General features: G+C 65.8%; 18 protein-coding genes. 11 read left to right on the top strand and 7 right to left on the bottom strand.

The features are described from left to right. The first annotated feature begins 12 nt into the window (after positions 1–12). The 3 genes from CH302_RS18085 (at position 13) to CH302_RS18075 (ending at position 6,038) form a co-directional block, all read left to right on the top strand. A complete protein-coding gene (locus CH302_RS18085; protein WP_230596533.1) occupies positions 13–699 on the top strand; it encodes an NYN domain-containing protein in 687 nt (228 codons plus the stop codon). Continuing rightward, positions 700–3,795 (top strand): MMPL family transporter, encoded by a 3,096-nt coding sequence (locus tag CH302_RS18080; protein WP_037195949.1) that lies wholly within the window; start codon positions 700–702, stop codon positions 3,793–3,795. A gap of 89 nt (positions 3,796–3,884) precedes the next feature. Then, positions 3,885–6,038 (top strand): MMPL family transporter, encoded by a 2,154-nt coding sequence (locus CH302_RS18075; protein ID WP_037195950.1) that lies wholly within the window; start codon positions 3,885–3,887, stop codon positions 6,036–6,038. A gap of 167 nt (positions 6,039–6,205) precedes the next feature. Here the strand turns inward: CH302_RS18075 and CH302_RS18070 are convergent, their stop codons facing one another. The 3 genes from CH302_RS18070 to CH302_RS18060 all read right to left on the bottom strand — a co-directional run bounded on the left by CH302_RS18070 (position 6,206) and on the right by CH302_RS18060 (position 9,967). Continuing rightward, positions 6,206–8,107 carry a DUF2339 domain-containing protein gene (locus tag CH302_RS18070; RefSeq protein WP_176460730.1) on the bottom strand — a complete coding sequence of 634 codons (1,902 nt, stop codon included), beginning with the start codon at positions 8,105–8,107 and terminating at the stop codon, positions 6,206–6,208. A 75-nt stretch (positions 8,108–8,182) separates the two neighbouring features. Next, positions 8,183–8,833: a DUF1707 SHOCT-like domain-containing protein gene (locus CH302_RS18065; RefSeq protein WP_037195953.1), complete on the bottom strand. Its 651-nt coding sequence runs from the start codon at positions 8,831–8,833 to the stop codon at positions 8,183–8,185. 21 nt (positions 8,834–8,854) lie between these two features. Then, positions 8,855–9,967, bottom strand: a complete 1,113-nt coding sequence (locus CH302_RS18060; RefSeq protein ID WP_037195955.1) for a glycosyltransferase — start codon at positions 9,965–9,967, stop codon at positions 8,855–8,857. A 109-nt stretch (positions 9,968–10,076) separates the two neighbouring features. Between CH302_RS18060 and CH302_RS18055 the strand changes: the two genes are divergently transcribed. Further along, on the top strand, positions 10,077–10,466 hold the full coding sequence (locus tag CH302_RS18055) for a MarR family transcriptional regulator (RefSeq protein ID WP_037195957.1): 390 nt from the start codon (positions 10,077–10,079) through the stop codon (positions 10,464–10,466). A 2-nt stretch (positions 10,467–10,468) separates the two neighbouring features. Here CH302_RS18055 and CH302_RS18050 read toward each other — a convergent pair whose 3' ends face one another. The 4 genes from CH302_RS18050 to CH302_RS18035 are packed head-to-tail and all read right to left on the bottom strand — an operon-like array spanning position 10,469 to position 13,733. Then, entirely contained in the window at positions 10,469–10,690 is a 222-nt protein-coding gene (locus tag CH302_RS18050) for a hypothetical protein (protein ID WP_037195959.1), read from the bottom strand. 37 nt (positions 10,691–10,727) lie between these two features. Next, complete coding sequence (locus tag CH302_RS18045) at positions 10,728–11,387, bottom strand: response regulator (RefSeq protein WP_037196234.1); 660 nt, start codon at positions 11,385–11,387, stop codon at positions 10,728–10,730. Then, positions 11,384–12,553, bottom strand: a complete 1,170-nt coding sequence (macS, locus tag CH302_RS18040; protein ID WP_037195961.1) for a MacS family sensor histidine kinase — start codon at positions 12,551–12,553, stop codon at positions 11,384–11,386. The genes CH302_RS18045 and macS overlap by 4 nt, the downstream gene beginning before the upstream one ends. Beyond that, entirely contained in the window at positions 12,540–13,733 is a 1,194-nt protein-coding gene (locus tag CH302_RS18035) for an AI-2E family transporter (protein WP_037195964.1), read from the bottom strand. The genes macS and CH302_RS18035 overlap by 14 nt, the downstream gene beginning before the upstream one ends. A gap of 142 nt (positions 13,734–13,875) precedes the next feature. Here CH302_RS18035 and CH302_RS18030 point away from each other — a divergent pair, with 142 nt between their 5' ends. From CH302_RS18030 to CH302_RS18000, 7 genes are all read left to right on the top strand, one after another. After that, complete coding sequence (locus tag CH302_RS18030) at positions 13,876–15,351, top strand: adenylate/guanylate cyclase domain-containing protein (RefSeq protein WP_037196235.1); 1,476 nt, start codon at positions 13,876–13,878, stop codon at positions 15,349–15,351. A gap of 9 nt (positions 15,352–15,360) precedes the next feature. Next, positions 15,361–16,491, top strand: a complete 1,131-nt coding sequence (locus tag CH302_RS18025; protein WP_037195966.1) for a lysylphosphatidylglycerol synthase transmembrane domain-containing protein — start codon at positions 15,361–15,363, stop codon at positions 16,489–16,491. A gap of 111 nt (positions 16,492–16,602) precedes the next feature. Continuing rightward, positions 16,603–17,154 (top strand): YceI family protein, encoded by a 552-nt coding sequence (locus tag CH302_RS18020; protein WP_037195967.1) that lies wholly within the window; start codon positions 16,603–16,605, stop codon positions 17,152–17,154. A gap of 103 nt (positions 17,155–17,257) precedes the next feature. Beyond that, positions 17,258–17,632, top strand: coding sequence for a DUF3054 domain-containing protein (locus CH302_RS18015; protein ID WP_037195969.1), 375 nt, complete (start codon positions 17,258–17,260; stop codon positions 17,630–17,632). Positions 17,633–17,782: 150 nt separating this feature from the next. Beyond that, positions 17,783–19,093 (top strand): Na+/H+ antiporter NhaA, encoded by a 1,311-nt coding sequence (nhaA, locus tag CH302_RS18010; RefSeq protein WP_037195971.1) that lies wholly within the window; start codon positions 17,783–17,785, stop codon positions 19,091–19,093. Between the two features lie 42 nt (positions 19,094–19,135). Next, positions 19,136–20,233 (top strand): serine hydrolase domain-containing protein, encoded by a 1,098-nt coding sequence (locus tag CH302_RS18005; RefSeq protein WP_037195975.1) that lies wholly within the window; start codon positions 19,136–19,138, stop codon positions 20,231–20,233. A 66-nt stretch (positions 20,234–20,299) separates the two neighbouring features. Further along, the gene (locus tag CH302_RS18000) at positions 20,300–21,553 is read left to right on the top strand and encodes an APC family permease (RefSeq protein WP_037195979.1); all 1,254 of its coding nucleotides are present in this window, start codon (positions 20,300–20,302) and stop codon (positions 21,551–21,553) included. The last annotated feature ends 10 nt before the right edge of the window (positions 21,554–21,563 follow it).

Here is a 21,563-nt window from a genome sequence, read left to right as displayed (position 1 = left end):
GTCAGTACGGACATGCCCGACACCGTGGTCGACCCCTCAGAACTCGGCGCGATCGGTGAATCGCGCCACAGCAAACGCGTCCTGCTGGTCTGGGACGCGCCGAACCTGGACATGGGACTCGGCGCAATTCTGGGTGGCCGACCCACCGCCGCCTACCGTCCGCGCTTCGATGCCCTGGGCCGATGGCTGCTCAGCCGCACCGCCGAACTGTCCACCTCCGGCACCGCGACACTCGAACCCGAGGCCACGGTGTTCACCAACATCGCCCCCGGCAGCGCAGATGTGGTCCGACCCTGGGTCGAAGCATTGCGTAACGTGGGCTTCGCGGTGTTCGCCAAGCCCAAGGTCGACGAAGACAGTGACGTCGACGCAGACATGCTCGACCACATCGACTTCCGCAACCGTGACGGCGGCCTCGCCGGGGTCATGGTCGCGTCCGCCGACGGTCAGGCGTTCAAGGGGCCGCTGGAGGCCATCGCAGCAACCGGAGTGCCCGTACAGGTATTGGGCTTCCGGGAGCACGCAAGCTGGGCTGTCACGTCGGACATCCTGGAATTCCTCGACCTCGAGGACATCCCGGGTGTCTTCCGCGAGCCACTGCCACGGGTGAGTCTGGATTCGCTTCCCGACGAAGGCGCGTGGCTGCAGCCCTTCCGACCGCTGTCCGCCCTGCTCGTCGGGCGCCAAGGAGTTTCTTAAGTGTTCGCCAGATGGGGAGACATCGTCTACCGGCTGCGGTACACCGTTATCGGTGTCATGGTGGCCGGACTGCTGGGCTTCGCCGCCTACGGTCTCGATCTCAACAGCCATCTCAGTCAGAGCGGTTGGGACGATCCGACGTCGGAATCGGCTCAGGCCGCCCGTCTGGCAGACACCACCTTCGGTCGCGACAAGCAGGGTGACGTCATCGTCCTCTACACCGCGCCGCAGGGCTCGACCATCGACGATCCGGCGTTCCAGTCGGCGATCACCGACAATTTGAACTCTCTGGTCGCCGACCATCCGGACCAGATCGAGAAGATCAACGGCACTTACTTCCCCGGGACGGGCGCGCCCAATCTCGCCGCGCTCGGCACCACCGACAAACAACACGCCATCGCCAGCATCGCCATCGCCGGTGCCAACGACACCGAACTGACCAACAACTTCCAAGCCGTCAAGGACGTCTTCTACATCGACGGCGTGAACGTGCAGGTGACCGGCCTGCAGGCCGTCGCAGGCGCGTTGCAGTCGACGATGGCCGGCGACATCCAACGCATGGAAATCCTCGCCATCCCTGCCGTGGCGGTGCTGCTGTTCTTCATCTTCGGCGGCGTCGTGGCCGCCGCGCTCCCGTTGATCATCGGTGGTCTGACGGTCGTCGGAGCCAACGGCATCGTGAAGGTGTTCACCAACTTCACCGAGGTCAATTCGTTCGTCGCACCCGTGGTCTCGCTCGTCGGCCTCGGCTTGGCCATCGACTACGGATTGTTCATCGTCTCGAGATTCCGAGAGGAACTCGGCGACGGCTACTCGACGCCACAGGCCGTGCGCCGGACGGTCATGACGGCCGGTCGAACCGTGGTGTTCTCCGCGACGATGATCGTCGCGTCGCTCGGTGGTCTGTTGCTGTTTCCGCAGGGCTTCCTCAAGTCCGTGGCCTACGGCTCCATCGCCACCGTCGCACTCGCGGCCCTGACGGCCATCACGATCCTGCCCGCGATGCTCGCCATCCTCGGCCCTCGTGTCGACGCGCTCGGTCTGAAGTTCATGCGCAAGACCAAGTCGAGCGAGGAGATCGAGAACGGCATGTGGGGCCGCCTCACCCGCTGGGTGATGCGCAACCCCGTCAAGGTCACCGTGCCCATCGTGCTCGGCCTGGTGCTCCTGACGCTGCCGGTCGGCAACATCAAGTTCGGCGGCATCAACGAGACCTATCTGCCTCCCGACAACGTCACCCGCGAAGCGCAGGGCGAGTTCGATTCGCTCTTCCCCGGCCAGCGCACCGAGCCGATCAAGTTGGTGATCAGCAATGCGCAGGGGGCCAACCTCGCAGCGATCACCAACCAGGCCAACAATGCGCCAGGTTTGATCGAGCAGTTCACTCCCAACGGGGCCAGCAAGGACGGCATCATCGTCTTCAAGGCCGGGCTGGTCGATCGCAACGACTCCAAGCCCGCCATCGACTTCCTCCGCAGTATCGACGTGCCCGAAGGAGCGTCGGTTCTCGTCGGCGGCACACCTGCCATCGAGCAGGACTCGATCAGTGCACTCATCGACAAACTTCCGTTGATGGCCGTCCTGGTGGTGTTCATCGTGACGCTGCTGATGTTCCTGACGTTCGGATCGTTGGTGTTGCCGATCAAGGCGGTGCTCATGACCGTCCTCGGCCTCGGTGCCACCATGGGCATATTGACGTGGATATTCATCGACGGCAACGGGGCGGGGCTGATGAATTTCACCCCTGGTCCGATCATGGCTCCGGTATTGGTGCTGATCATCTCGATTGTGTTCGGCTTGTCCACCGACTACGAGGTCTTCCTGCTCTCCCGCATGGTCGAGGCTCGCGAAAAGGGTGCCAGCACAAGCGAAGCCATCCGTATCGGAACCTCGCATACCGGACGTATCATCACCGCCGCGGCCCTGATCCTCATCGTCGTCACCGGAGCGTTCGCGTTCTCGGATCTGGTGATGATGAAGTACATCGCCTACGGCATGATCGCCGCCCTCATCATCGACGCCACCCTCATCCGCATGTTCCTCGTGCCGGCGACGATGAAACTGCTCGGCGACGACTGCTGGTGGGCACCGCAGTGGATGAAGCGAATCCAGAAGAAACTCGGACTCGGCGAGACCATCCTCGAGGACGAGCTGCTCCCCATCGACAACGTGCCCGAGCTCGCGCTCGCAGGCGGTGCACCGTCGAGTACGGTCGCGCCGCCGATGCGTCCGGCACCGCGCCGCAACGATCCGCTCACCGAACCCATTCCGGTGGTCGCACCGCACGGCGGGGGACCCATCCGGGCGACCCACGCCGCGAAGGAAGAATCCCGGCGCAGCGTGACGGGGCGTCCGGCAACCCCACCCGAGCCGACCCGTGCTCCCGCCACACCTCCGGCACCGGCCGCTCGACCTACCGCGACCCCTCCCCCGACCCAGGCAGCTCCGCAGGAACAACCCGCTCCTCGGCCTGCCCCGAGCCGACCGGTGGCCCCGCGCCCGACCGTCGAACCGGAACCGACCCAGGCAGCAGACGTCGTCCGGCCCGCACCGCCGATCAACCCGGTGGCTGCTCCCCCGTCGGCTCAGCCGCCCCGCGCACCGAGCGCACCGCGTCCGCCAGTCGCACCGCCGAGTCGAACCCGGGCTGCTCGCGCACCTCGGGCCGAGGAACCGGATTCGCGTTCCATCGAGAGCTGGCTCGCCGATCTGCGAGCACCCAGCGCATCACCACCCCCGAGCACACCGCGCAACGGTTCGACCTCGAACGGCTCGAACCACAGCGACTCGAACCACACCGGTCCCGACGAGAACAGCTCGCCGCAGAACGGTGCCGAACGCAACGGCCACAGCAACAACGGTTCCGAACGCAACGGCAGCAACGGGTCCGAGCGGAACGGCACGGAGCCGACCGGTACCGATCGCAACGGCAGCAACGGATCCGCGTCGAGCGAATCCCCGTCCGAGAAGCCGTCGGGTCGCCGGGCCGCACCGACCACCGAGGGCGGCGACAGCGGTCGTCATCGCGGCGGCGAGAACGGACACGTGCTCAGCGTCAGCGAACTGCTCGCGCGCGAGCGCAACCGCTCACGCTGACGCAGATGTGATTGGCTTGCCTCGTCGGCCGAACTGTTCGCCGACGAGGCGGCGGTAGTCGCGTGGATCCGGGGGGGAGTTGCACACACGTGTTCGTTCGATGGGGAAATTTCGTCCACCGACTCCGGTACACCGTTCTCGGTGTCATGGTGGCCGGGCTGTCGATCCTGGCGGCGTACGGCTGGGATCTCACCGACCACCTGAGCCAGAGCGGTTTCGACGATCCCACGTCGCAATCTGCTGCTGCGAACAACCTCGCCGAGGAGACGTTCGGCCGCAATGCCGAGGGTGATGTGATCGTCCTCTACACCGCGCCCGAGGGGTCGACCATCGACGACCCGGCATTCGACGCTGCGGTCGTCGCCAATCTCGATTCACTGGTGGCCGATCACCCGGACCGCATCGCGAAAATCAACGGCAGCTACTTCCGGACTGCCGAAGCCCCGGTGCTGGCGGCGCTGGGCACCACGGACAAGCAGCACGCCATCGCCAGCATCGCGATCGTCGGCACCAACGACACCGAGCTGACCGAGAACTTCCAGGCCGTCCAGAACGCCTTCTACATCGACGGCGTCGACGTACAGGTCGCCGGCCAACAAGCCGTCGCGGCCGCACTCCAGTCGACGATGACCGACGACATCCACCGCATGGAGATCCTCGCCATCCCGGCGGTGGCGGTGCTGCTGTTCTTCGTGTTCGGCGGCGTCGTGGCCGCTGCGCTGCCACTCATCGTCGGCGCGCTGACCGTCGTCGGCGCCAACGGCATCGTGAAGCTGTTCACCCACTTCACCGAAGTGAACACCTTCGTCGCACCGGTGGTGTCTCTGGTGGGACTCGGCCTGGCGATCGATTACGGACTGTTCATCGTGTCGCGTTTCCGAGAGGAACTGGGTGACGGCCGGTCGACGCCCGAAGCCGTCCGTCGATCGGTCATGACGGCCGGTCGTACGGTGGCGTTCTCGGCGACGATCATCGTCGCGTGCCTCGGTGGTCTGTTGCTGTTTCCGCACGGGTTCCTGCGGTCGGTGGCCCTGGGTTCGATTGCGACGGTTGCACTCGCGGCGCTGACCGCTATCACCGTCCTGCCGGCCATTCTGTCCATACTGGGCCCACGCGTCGACGCGCTCGGTCTGGCATTCATGCGCAAGACCAAGTCCTCGGAGGAGATCGAGAACGGGATGTGGGGCAAGCTCACCACCTGGGTGATGCGCAACCCCATCAAGGTGGTCGTCACCATCGTGCTCGGACTGCTGGCGCTGACGCTTCCGATCGGGAACCTCGCGTTCGGCGGCATCAACGAAACGTATCTGCCACCGGACAATCCGACGCGAGTGGCGCAGGAACAGTTCGACGAACTGTTCCCCGGCCAGCGCACCGAGCCGATCGAATTGGTCATCCAGAACGCCCAGGGGTCGAACCTCGCCGCCATCACCACCCAGGCGAACAACGCACCCGGCCTGGTCGAGCAGTTCACCCCGGTCGGCGCCAGCAAGGACGGCATCATCGTCTTCAAGGCCGGACTGACCGATCGCAACGACGCAGCGCCCGCCATCGAGTTCCTGCGCAGCATCGACACTCCCGAGGGCACCTCGATGGAAGTGACGGGAACGCCTGCGATCGAACGGGATTCGATCGATGCACTGGTGGACCGCCTACCCCTGATGGCGGTATTGGTCGTTCTCATCGTCACGGTTCTGATGTTCCTGACGTTCGGCTCCTTGGTCTTGCCGATCAAGGCGGTGCTGATGACGACCCTCGGACTCGGTGCCACGATGGGCATTCTGACGTGGATCTTCATCGACGGCCACGGCGCGGCGTGGCTGAACTTCACGCCCGGGCCGATCATGGCGATGATTCTGCTGCTGATCGCCGCCATCGTCTTCGGACTGTCCACCGACTACGAGGTGTTCCTACTCTCCCGCATGGTCGAAGCTCGCGAAAATGGTGCCAGCACAAGCGAAGCCATTCACATCGGCACCTCGCATACCGGACGCATCATCACCGCGGCAGCGTTGATTCTCATCGTCGTCACCGGAGCATTCGCGTTCTCGGATCTGGTGATGATGAAATACATCGCCTACGGCATGATCGCCGCCCTCATCATCGATGCAACCGTCATTCGCATGTTCTTGGTGCCCGCGACGATGAAGCTGCTCGGCGACGCGAGCTGGTGGGCACCGGCCGCTATGAAGCGCATGCAACGCAAACTCGGACTCGGCGAAACGGTTCCGAAAGACGACTGACGCGCCGCCGTGCCGCCGCCCCACCCCACACGCGTCAATGGACCACTGCACCGCCGAGACGTATGCAACGGTCCATTCACGCGGTGTGGCCGGCCCAGGTCGGACGCGTGAATGGACCATTGCACCGTCGAGACGTATGCAATGGTCCATTGACGCAGCAGGGGGGGTCAGGAGGAAACTGCCGCGCTTTCTCGGTCCGCGAACACCTTGGCGTATCGGGTGCCGGCGATCAGCAGCAGTAGTCCCACCGCAATGAAGGCGATGACCCGGAAGAGTCCGTCCAGGGCGACGAGGTCGAACAGGAACAGTTTTGCGATGGCCGCGGCGGTCAGGGACAGTCCGGCCAGCAGGGCCAGATGAGCATGAGTGACGCTGCGCAGCCCGAATGCGAGGAGTGCGAAGGCTGCGATCATCCACTCGATGGTCGCCGCGGTGTGGCCTGCTGTGAATCCTGTTGTTTCGCCACCGATTCCGATGCCGAGGGTCACCGTTGCCGACGTCAGGCCGTACAGCGCGAGTACGCCGGAGACGATGCCGAGGGTCTGCAGTCCGTCGTCGACCAGTTTCAGTTCGGCGAGCACGTAGGCGAAGGCGAATGCCGTTGCAGCGAGCAGGATTCCACCCAGGGCGATCCCGACGCTACCCACTGCGTGATCGGAGTCCAGCAGCGCCTGTGGCGGACTGACCGAGACGAACATCAGTGCGCCGATCACGCCGAATCCGCTGCCGATCGAGTATGCGAGTGTCGAGCGGGTGCTGTGGGCCACCGCGATCAGGGCCAACGCGACGGCGAACAGCACGACCGGGCGAATCTCGAGGGTCGTCGACTCGACTGCGGCCTGCAGCGTCGCCAGGGCCCCGATCACCGCGACGGTGATGCGAGCGTGCCCCGGCAACCAGCTCACCAGAATCACGATCGCCACAGCTGCAGCAGCAAGAACCAGTTGGACAGAGACGGTCGCGGCGCGTTCGAAAACGTCTGCGGACACCAGCACCGGCACAGATGCGAGAGCGATCATGACGGTGGCGACCACATCGGTGACGTTGCGGCGCAACAACTCCAGCGATGTTCCGGTGCCGAAGACGGCCACCGACACGACGGCAAGGAGTAGCCAGAGGTCGCCGGTGGATCCGGACAGATCGACACTCGCGATGGCAGCCAGCACCGCACCGACGAGGGGTACGGTCCGAACGACCTGCAGGAGTTGCCAATTGCGGCCGATCTGAGCCGGGAAGCTGGCGACGTACGTGGCGATGAGGAACGCGATCAGGGTCAGGGTGAGGCCGTCGGTCAGCACGGGTCCACACACCGCGACGCCGGCGAGAATCAGCACCGCCATCGGCTGCGACTTCCACTGCACTGCGAGTGCCGTTCCGGCTGCGGCAATTCCGAATGCGGTGATCAGCCCGAGTACGGGATCGAGCCAGCCGTACAGGACGGACGTCGCGAGTACATCGAGGTACAGGCCCGCGATGCCGGTGGCGGCGAGGGCGATTCCGCCGACGCGGCCGCCCGAGCGGCCGAACACTCGGACGCCTGCACCGATCAGCGCGAGTGAGAACACTGCGCCTGCGGCGACGCGCAGAGGAGGACCGAACCACCCGGCCTGTGCGGCGAGGACGAGCAGCATCACCACACCGACGAGGGTGACGCCCGCGCCTGCGACAGCCAGCAGACGGCTGATGACACCGTCACGCTGCCACCACGGTTCGCGCGGCGGAGCCGGCGGTCGAGGCGCGACGACCGGCCCCCGGGGTGGTGCGGGGTAGGTCATGGCGGGCTGGGGCCGAAACATCTGCCGGCCCGTCGGCTGACGGACCGGGTGGCCGAACGGCTGACCGTAGGGCTGCGGAGGCAACGGCGGCGACGCGACCGGCGGCGGAACGGCAGGAGCCGACGGTGCGGGTGCCTGCCGCGTCGGAGCAGGAGCCGTTGCGGCACCGAGCTGCGACTGCAACGTCTGCAGATCGACGGCCACCTGGCGCATGTGATCGCCCAGGGAATCGAAGCGGCTGGACAGTCGCGCGACGAGTTGCGGATCCAGCCCGGAGTTCTGGGAAGAAGTCATGGGTTAGATCCTGCGACCGTCGCGGTCGAAAAGCGTGAGTAGTGCTACTCGGATCACTCGAGTAGAAGCGCCTCGCTAGCCGAACATACGGCGGATCGAGCTACCGAACGGATGCTTGGCGGTCACCGAACCCAAGCGAACCTTGCCCGAGACCACAAGATGCAGCGGCCCGTACGGCGGGCCGGTGCGAACCTTGTTGGTAGCGCTACCCGCCACCGTCTCGACGCGGTTGAGATCGACCGTCGCCTCGGTCGGCACGATCAGTGTCACGGTGCTGCAGTAATCGTCGACGTGAATCTCGACCACCTGCGTCGACATGACCGCCTGGGTGAAGTCGAGTGTCACCGTCGACATGCGGGTGGAGACGCGCAGATTCGCAGGTACGTTCCACGGCCCCTTACGGGTGACCGTGGACATCGTGCCGCGCAATGTGTCCGACGCGCCGCTGCTGTGCCCCCAGTGCTCCTGAACGACGCGGCCCGGGGCCGGTTGCGGGGTGGGCGCGGCGAAGGGTTTCGGTGCCGGGCGATGCTCCTCGGCGATCTGCATCCCGGGCAGGTCGGCGAGAACCGAGTTCAGTTCACCGCGGGTCTTCGACGCCAATGCGGTGTCCATTCGCTCGGTGAACTCGCCGAGCGACAACATGCCCTGGCCCACGGCGCGCTGCAGCAGCTCTCCGACGTGTTCGCGTTCGGCATCGGACACTCTCAGATCCCTTGCCTCCATGCGTTCAGGGTAGCGAAGATCTCAGGCCACGCGACCGCCCAGTACGGAAAGCATTCCGGACACCGACGCGGGCCATCCGAACTGTTCGGCGCGCAACCTGGCGGCGATGCGGCGGCCGTCGACCGGTAGTTCGAGAACTCGCTGTATCTCGGCGGCGAATCCGTCTGCGGTGTTCTCCGAGGATCCGCCGCAGTGCGGGGTGACGATCTGCGCCAGCGCCGAGGTCTCCGAGACGACGACGGGGGTGCCTGCGGCGAGCGATTCCAGCGCGGCGAGCCCGAACGTCTCATGTGGTCCCGGCGCGAGAGCGATGTCCGCCGAGGCCAGCAGGGCTGCGACGGCCGATCTGCCGTCGACGAAACCGAGGAAGTCGACGGGCAGACCGCGGGCGCGTCGTTCGAGACCGGCTCGGCGGGGGCCGTCGCCGGCGATGATCAGCCGCGCCCGCATTCCCGAATCACACAGTGCAGCAAGTGAATCGATGCTTCTCTCGACGTGCTTCTCCACCGAGAGCCGGCCGCAGTGCACGAGCAGTCGATCGGCACTGCCCAGCCATGCGGATCGTTCGCCTGCCTGCCGGCGACGCGGATGGAAGAGGTCGAGATCCACGCCGAGCGGCACTCGGTGCACGTTGCGAACACCGATGCGGTCGAACTCCTGTCTCGCGAACTCCGTGGTGCACACGACGGCGTCGAACGAGTCGGCGGTACGACGGTTGGCCATGTCCGCGATGGGGCGGGCGCAGCGCATCGGCATCGTCTGCGCAAGCAGTCGGTCCAGGCGTTCGTGGGAGATCATCACGCTGCGCACGTCTCGGCGCGCGGCCCAGGCACCCATTCCGCGCAGCGTCAGTCGGTCCGACACCTCGATCACGTCGGGCCGCAGTCCGGCCGCCACCGAGGACACCCGACGCGGGTCGGCCACCCGATACCCGCCGGTGAGCGGGATCTGCGATGCCGGCACCTCGATGCGCACCACTCCCGACGGCAGGAGCGTCTCGCTTCGTCGATCTCCCGGCACGATCAGAGTCACCTCGTGGCCGTCGGCGACATACCCCGATCCGAGCTGGTCGACGGCCGTCCGCAATCCCCCGGACCGTGGTCCGTAGAAGTTGGCGAGCTGGACGATGCGCACTCGACCAGTCTTCCCAGCGACAAGTCCGCCCGACGGCGCGGCGATGGATGGTGACCGAACCTTCGCGGAATTCTGTGTGGGGATCGCTACCAACGGGTAGGTGAGACAGATGCGAGTGACACTGCAATCCACCGGCAACGCCCCCGCCACCGAGGTCTGGGAGCGCTACATGGAACCGACGGCCTGGAAGACCTGGGCACCGCAGATCATCGGCGTCGAGTACCGCGGCGAGCGTCTGGACGCCGACACCACCGGCCGAGTGCTGGGGCCACTGGGCCTGCCGATCGATTTTCGGGTGCATTCGGTCGACGAGCAGTCCTGGACGTGGGCGTGGTCGGCGTGGTTCCAGAACCAGGCCATCGGGGTGGACCTGACGCACGGCGTCGTCTCCCGACCCAGCGGCACCAGGGCGTGGTTGACGATCGACGGCCCGCTGCCGCTGGTTCTGCCGTACGTGCCCGTCGCCAAGTTCGCGCTCGGCAGGTTGTGCAGTCGGTAGAGCTACTCGGACCGTGTGACGGTCTTCTCCTCGGACTTGTCGGCCACGTCGGTCGGCTCGGGCGTCGGTAGCGAGGAATCCTCACCCGATCCGTCCAGATGGCCGTCGAACTCGTCGATCGCCTCGTCGCGTTCGGCTACGGTCTGATCGAGATCGGCGTCGACGCCCTTCGAGTGCTTCGCCGGGTCGACGGTGGTGTCCACTGCATTCTTGTTGTCGGTCATGGGATGCAGAGTGCCCCTGAGCTACCGACGCAAACCCTCACAGCCCTTTTTCGATGGCGTATCGGGTCAGTTCGACGCGGTTGGCCAGCTGCAGTTTTCGCAGGGTCGCCTGGACGTGGTTCTCGACGGTCCGATGACTGAGCGTCAATCGCGTCGCAATCTGTTTGGCGCTCAAACCCTTTGCTACCAGTCGCAACACCTCGGTCTCGCGGTCGGTCAGCGTGGGGCGAGCGTCGGATTCCGGTTCGGGCGACGACGACATCCGCCGGAACTCTCCGAGCACCAGGCCCGCGAGACCGGGAGTGAACACCGCCTGCCCGGCCGACGTGGCGCGGACGGCGTCGAACAGTTCCTCGGCCGATGCACTCTTGACCAGGTAACCCGTCGCACCGGCCTTGATGGCATCGAGCACGTCGTTGCGTTCCGCGGACGCCGAGAGCACGAGGATCTTCGTCTGCGGCGACGCGTCGAGCACGGCGACGGTGGCGTCGGCTCCGTTGCCGTCGGGTAGGTGCATGTCCATCAGCACGACGTCGGGAGTGGTTGCTCGGGCGCGGCGCCGCGCAGCGGCGACGCCGTCCGCGGTGGCGACGACCCTGAAACCGGCGGCCTCGAGGTCCCGGGCGACGCCGTCCCGCCACATCGGATGGTCGTCGACGACCATCACCGCGATCTCGGCATTCGCTTCCTCTGTCATCCCGGTCCCTTCGCTCGCGGAATGCGGATCTCCCATTCGGTTCCCTCGCCCTCGTCGGTGTCGAGTATCGCAGTACCGCCGAGAGATTCGACGCGGCCGAGTATCGACTTCGAGACACCCATTCGACCCTCGGCCTCGGCGGCGGCGAGCCGTCCGGCAGGGATTCCGCGGCCGTCGTCGCGGATACTGACGATCAATTCCCCGTCGACGTCCTCGAGCAACACATAGGCCTTCGCATCGGCTCCCGCGTGGAGCTCGACGTTGGACAGTGCGGTTGCCACGACAGCGGCGAGTTCCTCGGCGACCTCGGATTCGACGAGAACCGGATCGGCAGGCGTCGAGACGGAGATCGAGGTGCCCGCCTGAGTCCGCAGCAGTGCTCTGACGTCGACGATCGAGCCGGTGTGATCGCCGCGCGGAGCCGCCTGTTCCGAGATGAGCACGCGCAGAGCGACTTCCTGCTCGCCGGCCAGCTCGGCGAGTTCGGCTGCACGCCCGCCTATTTCGAGACCACGCCGTCGCACCAGCGCCAGCACCTGCAGCACCCCGTCGTGTACCTGCCGGGCCAGCCGTTCTCGCTCCTCGGTGATCGCGGCCGATCGTGCTGCGCGACGCAATTCCTCGTGGGCGCGCCGGGCGGTGTTCGACGCCATGCCCAGCGCCAGGCCGGCCGAGAGCAGCACCGGGGCGGTGGCATCGGACCAGAGGTCGGAGTCGAAGCGGTCGCGGACGAGCGCGCTGACCACCGACATCGCTACCCCGGATGCGATTCCTCCTTTGGGGCCCAACAGGATTGCGGCCGAGATGACTGCATTGGTCGCCCACAGTGTGGTCGGCAGGGTTTGGCGGGTGCTGTACCAGTCGTAGTCGGCCACCAATCTCGTCGATGCCATCAGCGCGATCACGATGACCTGATCGGCGAGGACCACCTGCCAGCGCGGAAGCGAGGCGCGCGCGAGCATCAGAGCCGACGCGCCCGACCACACCGCCATCAGTGCCACCAACATCCAGCTCAACCGCGGATTGGTGTAGTTGTCGACGGTGGCCACCTGGTAGCCGATGGCGTAGACGAGGGTGACCAGTCGAAAGGCCTGGGAGGCCCGCCAGAGCGGGGAGTCGGGATCGGACGAGGTGAGCGTGGTCCGTGCCCGGTCAGCCGTCCGCATCGGTCTTCGGACCCGCAGTCTTCGTATCCGGGATCGTCAGCTGTCCCTTGGCAAGCCGATCCGGCTCGTCGCTCCCGGGCGGAGTATGTGGGTCGCTCGGCTCGGCGGAATACAGCGGGTCGGGTACCTCGAGTTCCTCGTAGACCTCGTCCGGGTCGTCGGCGAGCAGTGACCGCACGGCGGTGTTGAGGACGGCGACGATCGGCACCGCCAGCAGTCCGCCGACGATGCCCGCGAGCAGAATGCCGACGGTGATGGACAGAACCACCGCCAACGGGTGCAGCCGCACGGCGCGGCCCAGCAGGAGTGGTTGCAGCACATGGCCTTCGAGCTGCATCACGGCCACCACGATGCCGAGGGTGATGACCGCGGTGATCAGTCCCTTGGTCACGAGTGCGATGAACACCGCGACGAATCCGGTCAGCACCGCACCGATGATCGGGATGAACGCTCCGATGAACACCAACGAGGCCAGTGGGAGTGCCAGTGGCACACCGAGAATGGCCAGCCCGGCTCCGATCCCGATGGCATCGGCGGCTGCGACGGCAACCGTCGCTCGGACGTATCCCACCAGAGACCCGAAGCCCTGGATGCCCGCGGTACGGATCTTCCTGCGGGCTGCGGTCGGGGCAAGCCGGGTGACGAACTGCCAGATCTGATCGCCGCCGTACAGGAAGAAGATCAGAGTGAACAGGGTGAGCAATGCGCCGGTGAGTATCTCGCCGATCACCGCCGCCGTGGTCAACGCTCCGCTGGTGACGGCTTCCTGGTTGTCCTGAACGACCTTCACCAAGTTGTCGGTGGCCTGCCGAATCTGATCCTCGCTGATGTGCAGCGGGCCGTTGCTGAGCCATTCTTCGATGCCGTTGATGGACTGGGTGAACTGATCGCCCACCTGCGGCAGGCCCTCGATGAACTGCTCGACGATGAAGGTCATTATTCCGGCGACGACCCCGATGCTGGCGATGATCACGACGATCACCGCAACAGCACGTGGCACTCCACGTCGGTGCATCCAATCGACGACGGGAACGAGCATCGCCGACGCCAGTAGCGCCAGACCCAACGGAATGACGACGGTGCTGAGCTTGGCCACCACCAGGCAGAAAGTGATGAATCCGGCAAACAGGACAAGCAGTCGCCATGTCCATTCCGCGCCGACCCGCACCAGCGGATGCACCGAATCTGCCGCCGAAGTGGGGCCCGGGGACGCCCCCGTACCTTGCGCCCGCAACTCGTCGGTGCTCACCCGCTAAATTTAACCTGTGCTGGCATCTTTCCGAGCGGTCTCGCTCACCCTGAAGAGTCGCTGGCCGCTCTATATGCTCTCCATGCTCATCGCCAACGTCTTCGGCGCGGTGCTCGTGTTCGCCTTCGTGCGGTACGGCCTACCCATCCCCGAATCGGACTCGATCGTCGCCGACCGTGTCCGCAACGTGTACATCTTCGGGGCGTATCTGCTGGTGGCCCTCGTCGTCAGCATGATCTACGCGTACTTCCTCCTGCGCTCGGTGATCAGGTGGCAGCTCCGCGGTGGCCCACCCACCCGCAAGGAGCAGATGACGACGCTGCACGCGCCGTTGCGTCAGGCGATCGTGCATCTGATTCTGTGGATCATCGGCGGCATCATCTTCGTACTGTTGACCATCGCCGAGATGCCGTCACTGTCGATCGCCGTCATCGTCACCGTCGGAATGGCCGCGACGGTCACCTTCGGATTCACGTACATGCTCGGCGAGCGCATCCTGCGGCCGGTCGCGGCACTGGCGTTGAGCGAGGGCCGATTCGATCGCACGATGACGCCCGGCGTCGGTACTCGCATGGCCATGACGTGGGGCCTGGGCACCTTGATGCCCGTCATCGGCATCATCCTGCTGTGCGCCACGCAGCTGACCACCGATCTGGTGTTCTCCCCCAACGCACTCGCCGTGGCCATCATCCTGCTCAGCGTGCTGGCCATCGTGCAGGCATTCGTGCTCTCGATGCTCACCGCGAGCCAGATCTCCGACCCGATCAGTCAGCTGCACAGCGCCATCGAGCGAGTTCAGCGCGGCGAGACCGACGTCGAGGTCGATGTGTTCGACGGATCCGAGATCGGACGCCTCCAGGTGGGCTTCAACCGCATGATGGAGGAATCGGCGGAACGACGCGTCCTGCGAGAGCTGTTCGGCCAACACGTCGGTGAGGACGTGGCGCGTCGAGCATTGCAGTTCGGAACCGAGCTCGGCGGCGAGACACGATTCGTCGCGGTGCTGTTCGTCGACATGGTCGGCTCCACCGCCACCGCCTCCGAGCGCCCACCGAGCGAGGTCGTGGTGTTGCTCAACGAGTTCTTCCGGGTGGTCGTCGACGTCGTCGGGCGTCATCACGGGTTCGTCAACAAGTTCATGGGCGATGCGGCCCTCGCGATCTTCGGTGCCCCACTGGATCGTCCCGACGCACCGACCGCCGCACTCGCCGCCGCACGTGAGCTGCGATTCGCGTTGGACGAGATCACCGGCCTCGACATCGGCATCGGTGTGTCCGCGGGGCTCGCCGTCGCCGGCAACATCGGTGCGTCGGAGCGCTTCGAGTACACGGTCATCGGAGACCCGGTCAACGAGGCGTCGAGGCTCACCGAGCTGGCGAAACTGCGTCCCGGACGCGTCCTGGCGTCGACCTCGGCCCTGTACTTCGCCGACGACGAGGAACAGGAACAGTGGGAATTGGGAGACCAGGTGCAACTGCGTGGTCGACGACGTGCAACCCATCTGGCCTGGCCGGTGGAGTATCCCGATTCCTCCTCGAGCGACGGTTAGTCTGACAGGGTGCCCGACCCCAGCTCCACCCGCGGACCAGCAGTACGGCGTCCGCGAAACCGACTCCGGTGGGTCAAATGGATCGCCGGAATCGCACTGGTGGCGCTGCTGGTGGGCGAGGGGATCTACCTCTGGCCGCGACTGCACGAATCCTGGACCGCCGTCCGCGAAATCCACTGGGGTTGGCTGGCGGCCTGCGTGTTCGCGCAGGCGGTGTCGCTGAGCGCGTTCGGCAGAGTACAGAAGCAGTTGCTCGACGCAGGCGGAGTGAAGGTACGCCAGCGCAAGTCCGTGGCCGTCATCTACGGCAGCACCGCGATGGCGCTCACCCTCCCCGCCGGGCAGGTGTTCTCCACCGCGTTCACCTATCGCGAGACACGCCGCTGGGGAGCGAGCCCGGTCGTCGCGTCCTGGCAGCTGGCCATCTCGGGCGTGATCGCCGCGGCAGGACTGGCCGTCCTCGGGGTCGCCGGAGGATTGGTCGTCGGTAGCTCCTTCAACACGTTCACCGTGGTGCTCCCGATCGCAGGCGTCATCGCCATCGTCGCCGCCGTTCGCTACATCTCCAATCACCCCGAGTCGATCAAGAGCATCGCGCGCTGGGGATTGCACAGATACAACGCGTTCCGCAATCAAGAGCTCGACGCCGGGGCCGAGGCAATCGACAAGATCATCGGCCAGATTCAATCCGTCCAGCTCGGCAAACGCGACGGCGCGCTCACTCTGTCGTGGTCGGCCGTGCATCGACTAGCGGACGTCGCCTGCCTGGCGTTCGCGTGCTTCGCCGTCGGCGCGGATCCCCGGCTGTCGGGATTGCTGATCGCGTTCGCGGCGGGCAAGGCCGTGGGATCAGTTCCGCTCGCGCCCGGCGGCCTGGTGGTGGTCGACGCGACCCTCATCGCATTTCTCACCAGCGCCGCTTCGATCAGCGCATCGCAGGCCGTCGCCTCCGCGCTGGTGTACCGCGGCGTGAGCTTCATCCTCGTCGCGATCGTCGGGTGGATCGTGTTCCTCGTACTGTTCCGGGGGCATCAGCACGCCGATCTCGAATTCGACATCGCGCTCGAACAGCAGGAGACCGCCGAGCTGCGGCGTACCGAGGACATCCGCGATGCCAAGGGCGATCCGGAACCCGCATAGCCACCCCCGAGCGGTATGGCGTCCGTCACTTCGTGTTCACCCGGAATATATACGGACCCCGGTCCGCTTGTGTACTATGAGCATTGAAACTTCAACCCACTAGGAGCCACCATGACCACCGCCATCGCACTTCCCGAGCTCACCGCAGGCACCTGGGCCATCGACGCAACCCACTCCACCGTCGGATTCACCGTCCGCCACCTGGTGGTCAGCAAGGTCCGTGGCCGCTTCCAGACCTTCACCGGCACCATCACCGTCGACGCCGACGGCACCCCGTCCGTCGACGCCGAGATCGACGTCGCGTCCATCACCACCGACAACGCCCAGCGCGACGGCCACCTCAAGACCGCAGACTTCTTCGAGGTCGAGAAGTTCCCCACCGCGACGTTCAAGTCCACCTCGGTCAAGGCCGACGGCGGAGACTTCATCGTCACCGGCGACTTCACCCTCCACGGCGTCACCAACTCCATCGATCTGAAGCTCGAGTTCAACGGCGTCAACGCCGGAATGGGCAACGGACCGGTCGCCGGCTTCGAGGCCAGCACCGTCATCAACCGCAAGGACTTCGGCATCAGCATCGACATGCCCCTCGAAGGCGGCGGCGCAGTCGTCGGCGACAAGATCACGCTGAACCTGGAAATCGAAGCCGGCCTGCAGGCGTAATCCTCCTCCGCTTCACCCCTCCCCCGTCGGGAAGGTCCGCCGAAAGGCCCGCACCGCATTTGCCGGTGCGGGCCTTTCACTGTCGGTGTCTACAGTGGTGCGCGTGAAGTTTCGTTCCCCTGCAGTTGCTGCCGTCCTCGACCTGCTCATGGTCGTACTGTTCGCCGCGATCGGTCGACGCAGTCACGCCGAGGCCACCGCACTGTCCGGCCTGCTCCACACCGCGTGGCCGTTCGTCGTCGGTGCCGCCATCGGCTGGATCATCGCGTTCGCCCTGTACCGCAACAAGTTCGACGCGTTCCTCATCGTCCCGACGGGCATCGTCGTGTGGGTGATGACGGTGGTCGTGGGCATGGTGCTGCGTGCACTGACCGGGCAGGGAACAGCCGGATCGTTCATCGTCGTGGCAACCCTGGCCACCGCAGTTCTGCTGCTGGGTTGGCGTGCGCTGGCGAAATTCGTGCCCAGCGTTCGGTGACTGAAGAGTTCGTCGGGAACGGCCTCGACGCGATAGGATGATCCACGGTGCGCCGGGAAGTCTGGTCGGCAACGACTTTGCGCTGCGTACTTGCCATCTGAAGTTCGGTCGGTTCGCAACGCGACGAAGCTACCGAAAGGCGTTGTCACCGTGACAGATTCATCCAGTTCCAAGACGCGATTGCCGTTGTTCTCCCGCGGCTCGTGGTCCGAGGCAGACCGGGTCGCGCAGATCCTGCGCAAGGAAACCGTCGGCGGTGCATTGCTCCTCGTCGCCACTCTTGTCGCCTTGATCTGGGCCAACTCACCCTGGTCCGCTGCCTACGACTCGCTGATGAGCACCCGAGTCGGACCCTCGGCGCTGCACCTCGATCTGACCCTGTCGACGTGGGCCGCCGACGGACTGCTGGCCATCTTCTTCTTCGTCGTCGGACTCGAACTGAAGCGAGAATTCGTCGCAGGAGATCTCCGCGATCCCGCACGCGCCGCACTTCCTGTCGCCGCGGCCGTCGGCGGAATGGCAGTTCCAGCAGTCATTTTCGTGCTGATCAACCTCGGCACCGGAGACGGCGCACTGCTCGGTTGGGCAATCCCCACCGCGACCGACATCGCGTTCGCCGTTGCCGTCCTCGCCGTGATCAGTACCCACCTGCCGACCGCGCTACGGACCTTCCTGCTGACGTTGGCTGTGGTCGACGACCTTCTCGCCGTCAGCGTCATCGCCATCTTCTACACCGACGACATCAACTTCATCGCGCTCGGCCTGACACTGATTCCGCTCGCGCTGTTCGCCGTCGCCGTACAGATGCGCGTCCGCTCGTGGTGGATTCTCATCCCGCTGGCGGTCGTGACCTGGGTACTCATGCACGAGTCCGGCGTTCACGCCACCGTCGCGGGTGTGCTGCTCGGCTTCGCTGTTCCGGTCATGCGCAGCAAGGCCAACGGTGGCCCCGAAGCAGGCCCCGGCCTCGCCGAGCACTTCGAGCACAAGATCCGGCCCATCTCCGCCGGCATCGCGGTTCCCCTGTTCGCATTCTGTGCGGCCGGTGTGACCGTCGGCGGATTCTCCGGCCTGGCCAGCGCGCTGACCGATCCGATCGCCATCGGCATCATCGCAGGCCTCGTCATCGGCAAGGCCGTCGGCATCTTCGGCACCACCTACCTCGTCTCGCGGTTCACCCGGGCCACACTGGATGCCGGACTGAAATGGCTCGACGTCCTGGGCGTCTCGATGCTCGCGGGTATCGGATTCACCGTCTCGCTGCTGATCGGCGACCTCGCCTTCGGCGAAGGAACCGAGCGCGACGACCACGTCAAGGTCGGCGTCCTCACCGGTTCGATCATCGCGGCATCGTTGGCCGCCGTCATCCTGCGCAGCCGCAACAAGGCGTACCGGGACATCTACGTAGAAGAGACCCGCGACGACGATCACGACGGCATCCCGGACGTGTATCAGAAGTAGCGGGCGCTGGAATCCGGACCGCTCCGGTGACACGATGAGACCGTGAGCGAGACCGTGCGCGAACTGTTGACCCGGCACATCGACGCAGGACTGATGCCGGGGGCAACAGCGCTCCTGGGTGGCCCCGATGCGGAACCCGTCGCGGTCGGGTCATCGGCGGTCGGCGGTCCACCGATGGCGGTCGACGCACTGGTCCGGATTCAGTCGATGACCAAGATCGTCACCGGTGTGGCCGCCCTGCGGCTCGTGGAGGCGGGCCGGCTGACGCTCGACGACGACGTCGCGCCCTGGCTTCCCGAACTCGCCGACCGCCCTGTGCTCACCCGTCCCGACGCTGCACTCGACGACACCGTTCCGCAGGACCGGCCGATCACGTTGCGGCACTTGCTCACCAACACCAGTGGGTACGGAATTCAGATGGGAGACACCCCGCTTACTCGGGCGATGCGGGCCAACGACACGGAGGCCGGCTCCGCGCCGTCTCCGCTCGGCGCGGACGAGTGGTCGGCACGCATGGCGGATCTTCCGCTGGCTTTTCAGCCCGGTACCGGGTGGCGCTACCACCACGGCTTCGCGATCCTCGGCATCCTCGTCTCTCGTATCGTCGGCCGGTCTCTGCAGGATCATCTCCGTGACGACCTGTTCGGGCCACTCGACATGCCCGACACCGGACTGTGGGTACCCACCGACCGATGCCATCGCCTGACGGCGGCCTACCGGTACGAGGACGGGTCGTTGATCGAGACCGAACCCGCCGCGGGCGGACCCTATGCGGGACCGCCCCCAGTCGACGTGAGTCACGGTGAGCTGGTGTCGACCGTGACCGATTTTCACCGCTTTCTCCGTGCGGTCCCGACGTCCGTGTCGACCGAGCACCTGGAGCTGATGACACACGACCAGGTGCCCGCGTCGATCAAGACCGACGACAGTTTCTACCCGGGCTTCTGGCCGAGCACGGGGTGGGGATTCGGCGTCTCGGTCGTCACCGAAGGCGAGCACCTCGGCCGTTACGGATGGTCCGGCGGGCAGGGCACCGACTTCTTCGTCGACCCGGACGGGACGGTCGGCATCCTGCTGACGCAGACCGAACTGTGCGAGGCCACCTTCGCGCTGCTGTCGGAGTTCCAGGAACTGCGCTGACAGGATCGACGCCGAGTCGAGTGCAGCACCTACAGTTGTCGCCGTGATCGACGATCGGTTCCCGGCATGACGAATCCGCCATCGCTCACCCGTCGACTCGGGCTGTTCGACGCCATCGCCATCGGTGTCGGTTCGATGGTCGGAGCCGGGGTGTTCGCGGCGTTCGCCCCCGCATCGGCCGTCGCGGGCACGGGTCTGCTGATCGGTCTCGCCATCGCCGCGGTCGTCGCCTTCTGCAACGCCACCTCGTCGGCTCAGCTCGCCGCGCAGTATCCGACGTCGGGCGGAACGTACATCTACGGCCGCGAGCGGCTCGGCGAGTGGCCCGGCTTTCTGGCCGGGTGGAGCTTCGTCATCGGCAAAACCGCCAGTTCCGCAGCCATGGCGCTGGTGTTCGCGGCCTACGTCGCACCTGCCGGGTACACGAAAGTCGTTGCTGTTCTTGCCATCGTTGCGTTGACGGCGGTGAACTACTTCGGCATCACGCGCACTGCATCGCTGACCAAGGTTCTCGTCACCGCGGTACTCGCCGTGCTTCTCCTCGGGGTCATCCTCGGCCTCACCGGCTCCGGGGGTCCGGGTGTCGATAGCGTCGAGTCCGCCACCGGCCACGGCTGGTACGGCATTCTGCAGTCGGCGGGCTTGCTCTTCTTCGCCTTCGCCGGCTACGCGCGCATTGCCACCCTGGGTGAGGAGGTTGTCCGGCCCGAGCGCACCATTCCGCGCGCCATCGTCTCCGCCCTGGGTATCGCACTACTGATCTATGCGGTGATTGCACTGACCCTGTTGTCGGTACTGGGCCCCGACTCACTGGCGTCGTCGTCGGCTCCTCTGGTCGATCTGGTTGTGGCATCCGGACATTCGTGGGCGTCGCCGCTGATGCGCATCGGCGCGGCGCTGGCCGCGCTGGGAGCTCTCCTCGCGCTGATCGCAGGCATCGGCCGCACGTCACTGGCAATGGCCCGCCACGACGACCTGCCGTCGTATCTGACCGCGGTCCATCCCCGCTACTCGGTTCCTCATCGCGCCGAGATCACTCTGGCAGTGATCGTCTGCGTCCTCGTTCTCGTTGTCGATCTGCGGAACGCCATCGGCTTCTCGTCGTTCGGGGTGTTGCTGTACTACCTGGTGGCCAATCTCAGCGCCTTCACTCAGGATGCCGCGCACCGCCGCTACCCACGGGCCCTGCAGATCCTCGGCAGCATCGGGTGCGTGGTTCTGATCGCCACGTTGCCGGTGTCGTCCATCGTCGTCGGAACCGTCGTGGTCGTGCTCGGTGTCGCCTACCGGCTGATCCGCGTTCGGCAACTGTTCACTTGACGACTGATTC

Origin of the sequence: Rhodococcus sp. 15-2388-1-1a (genome assembly GCF_002259145.1) — a bacterium.
GTDB lineage: Bacteria > Actinomycetota > Actinomycetes > Mycobacteriales > Mycobacteriaceae > Rhodococcoides.
This window is presented reverse-complemented; position numbering and strand designations above follow the sequence as displayed.

Excerpts from the sequence above, each read along its gene's own strand:
- CH302_RS18020 (WP_037195967.1), top strand. The coding sequence starts at position 16,603 with ATGACCACCGCCATCGCACTTCCCGAGCTCACCGCAGGCACCTGGGCC.
- CH302_RS18065 (WP_037195953.1), bottom strand. The coding sequence starts at position 8,833 with ATGGAGGCAAGGGATCTGAGAGTGTCCGATGCCGAACGCGAACACGTC.
- CH302_RS18000 (WP_037195979.1), top strand. The coding sequence starts at position 20,300 with ATGACGAATCCGCCATCGCTCACCCGTCGACTCGGGCTGTTCGACGCC.
- macS (WP_037195961.1), bottom strand. The coding sequence starts at position 12,553 with ATGCGGACGGCTGACCGGGCACGGACCACGCTCACCTCGTCCGATCCC.
- CH302_RS18070 (WP_176460730.1), bottom strand. The coding sequence starts at position 8,107 with ATGACTTCTTCCCAGAACTCCGGGCTGGATCCGCAACTCGTCGCGCGA.
- CH302_RS18085 (WP_230596533.1), top strand. The coding sequence starts at position 13 with ATGCCCGACACCGTGGTCGACCCCTCAGAACTCGGCGCGATCGGTGAA.
- CH302_RS18045 (WP_037196234.1), bottom strand. The coding sequence starts at position 11,387 with ATGACAGAGGAAGCGAATGCCGAGATCGCGGTGATGGTCGTCGACGAC.
- CH302_RS18055 (WP_037195957.1), top strand. The coding sequence starts at position 10,077 with ATGCGAGTGACACTGCAATCCACCGGCAACGCCCCCGCCACCGAGGTC.
- CH302_RS18030 (WP_037196235.1), top strand. The coding sequence starts at position 13,876 with ATGCTCTCCATGCTCATCGCCAACGTCTTCGGCGCGGTGCTCGTGTTC.
- CH302_RS18050 (WP_037195959.1), bottom strand. The coding sequence starts at position 10,690 with ATGACCGACAACAAGAATGCAGTGGACACCACCGTCGACCCGGCGAAG.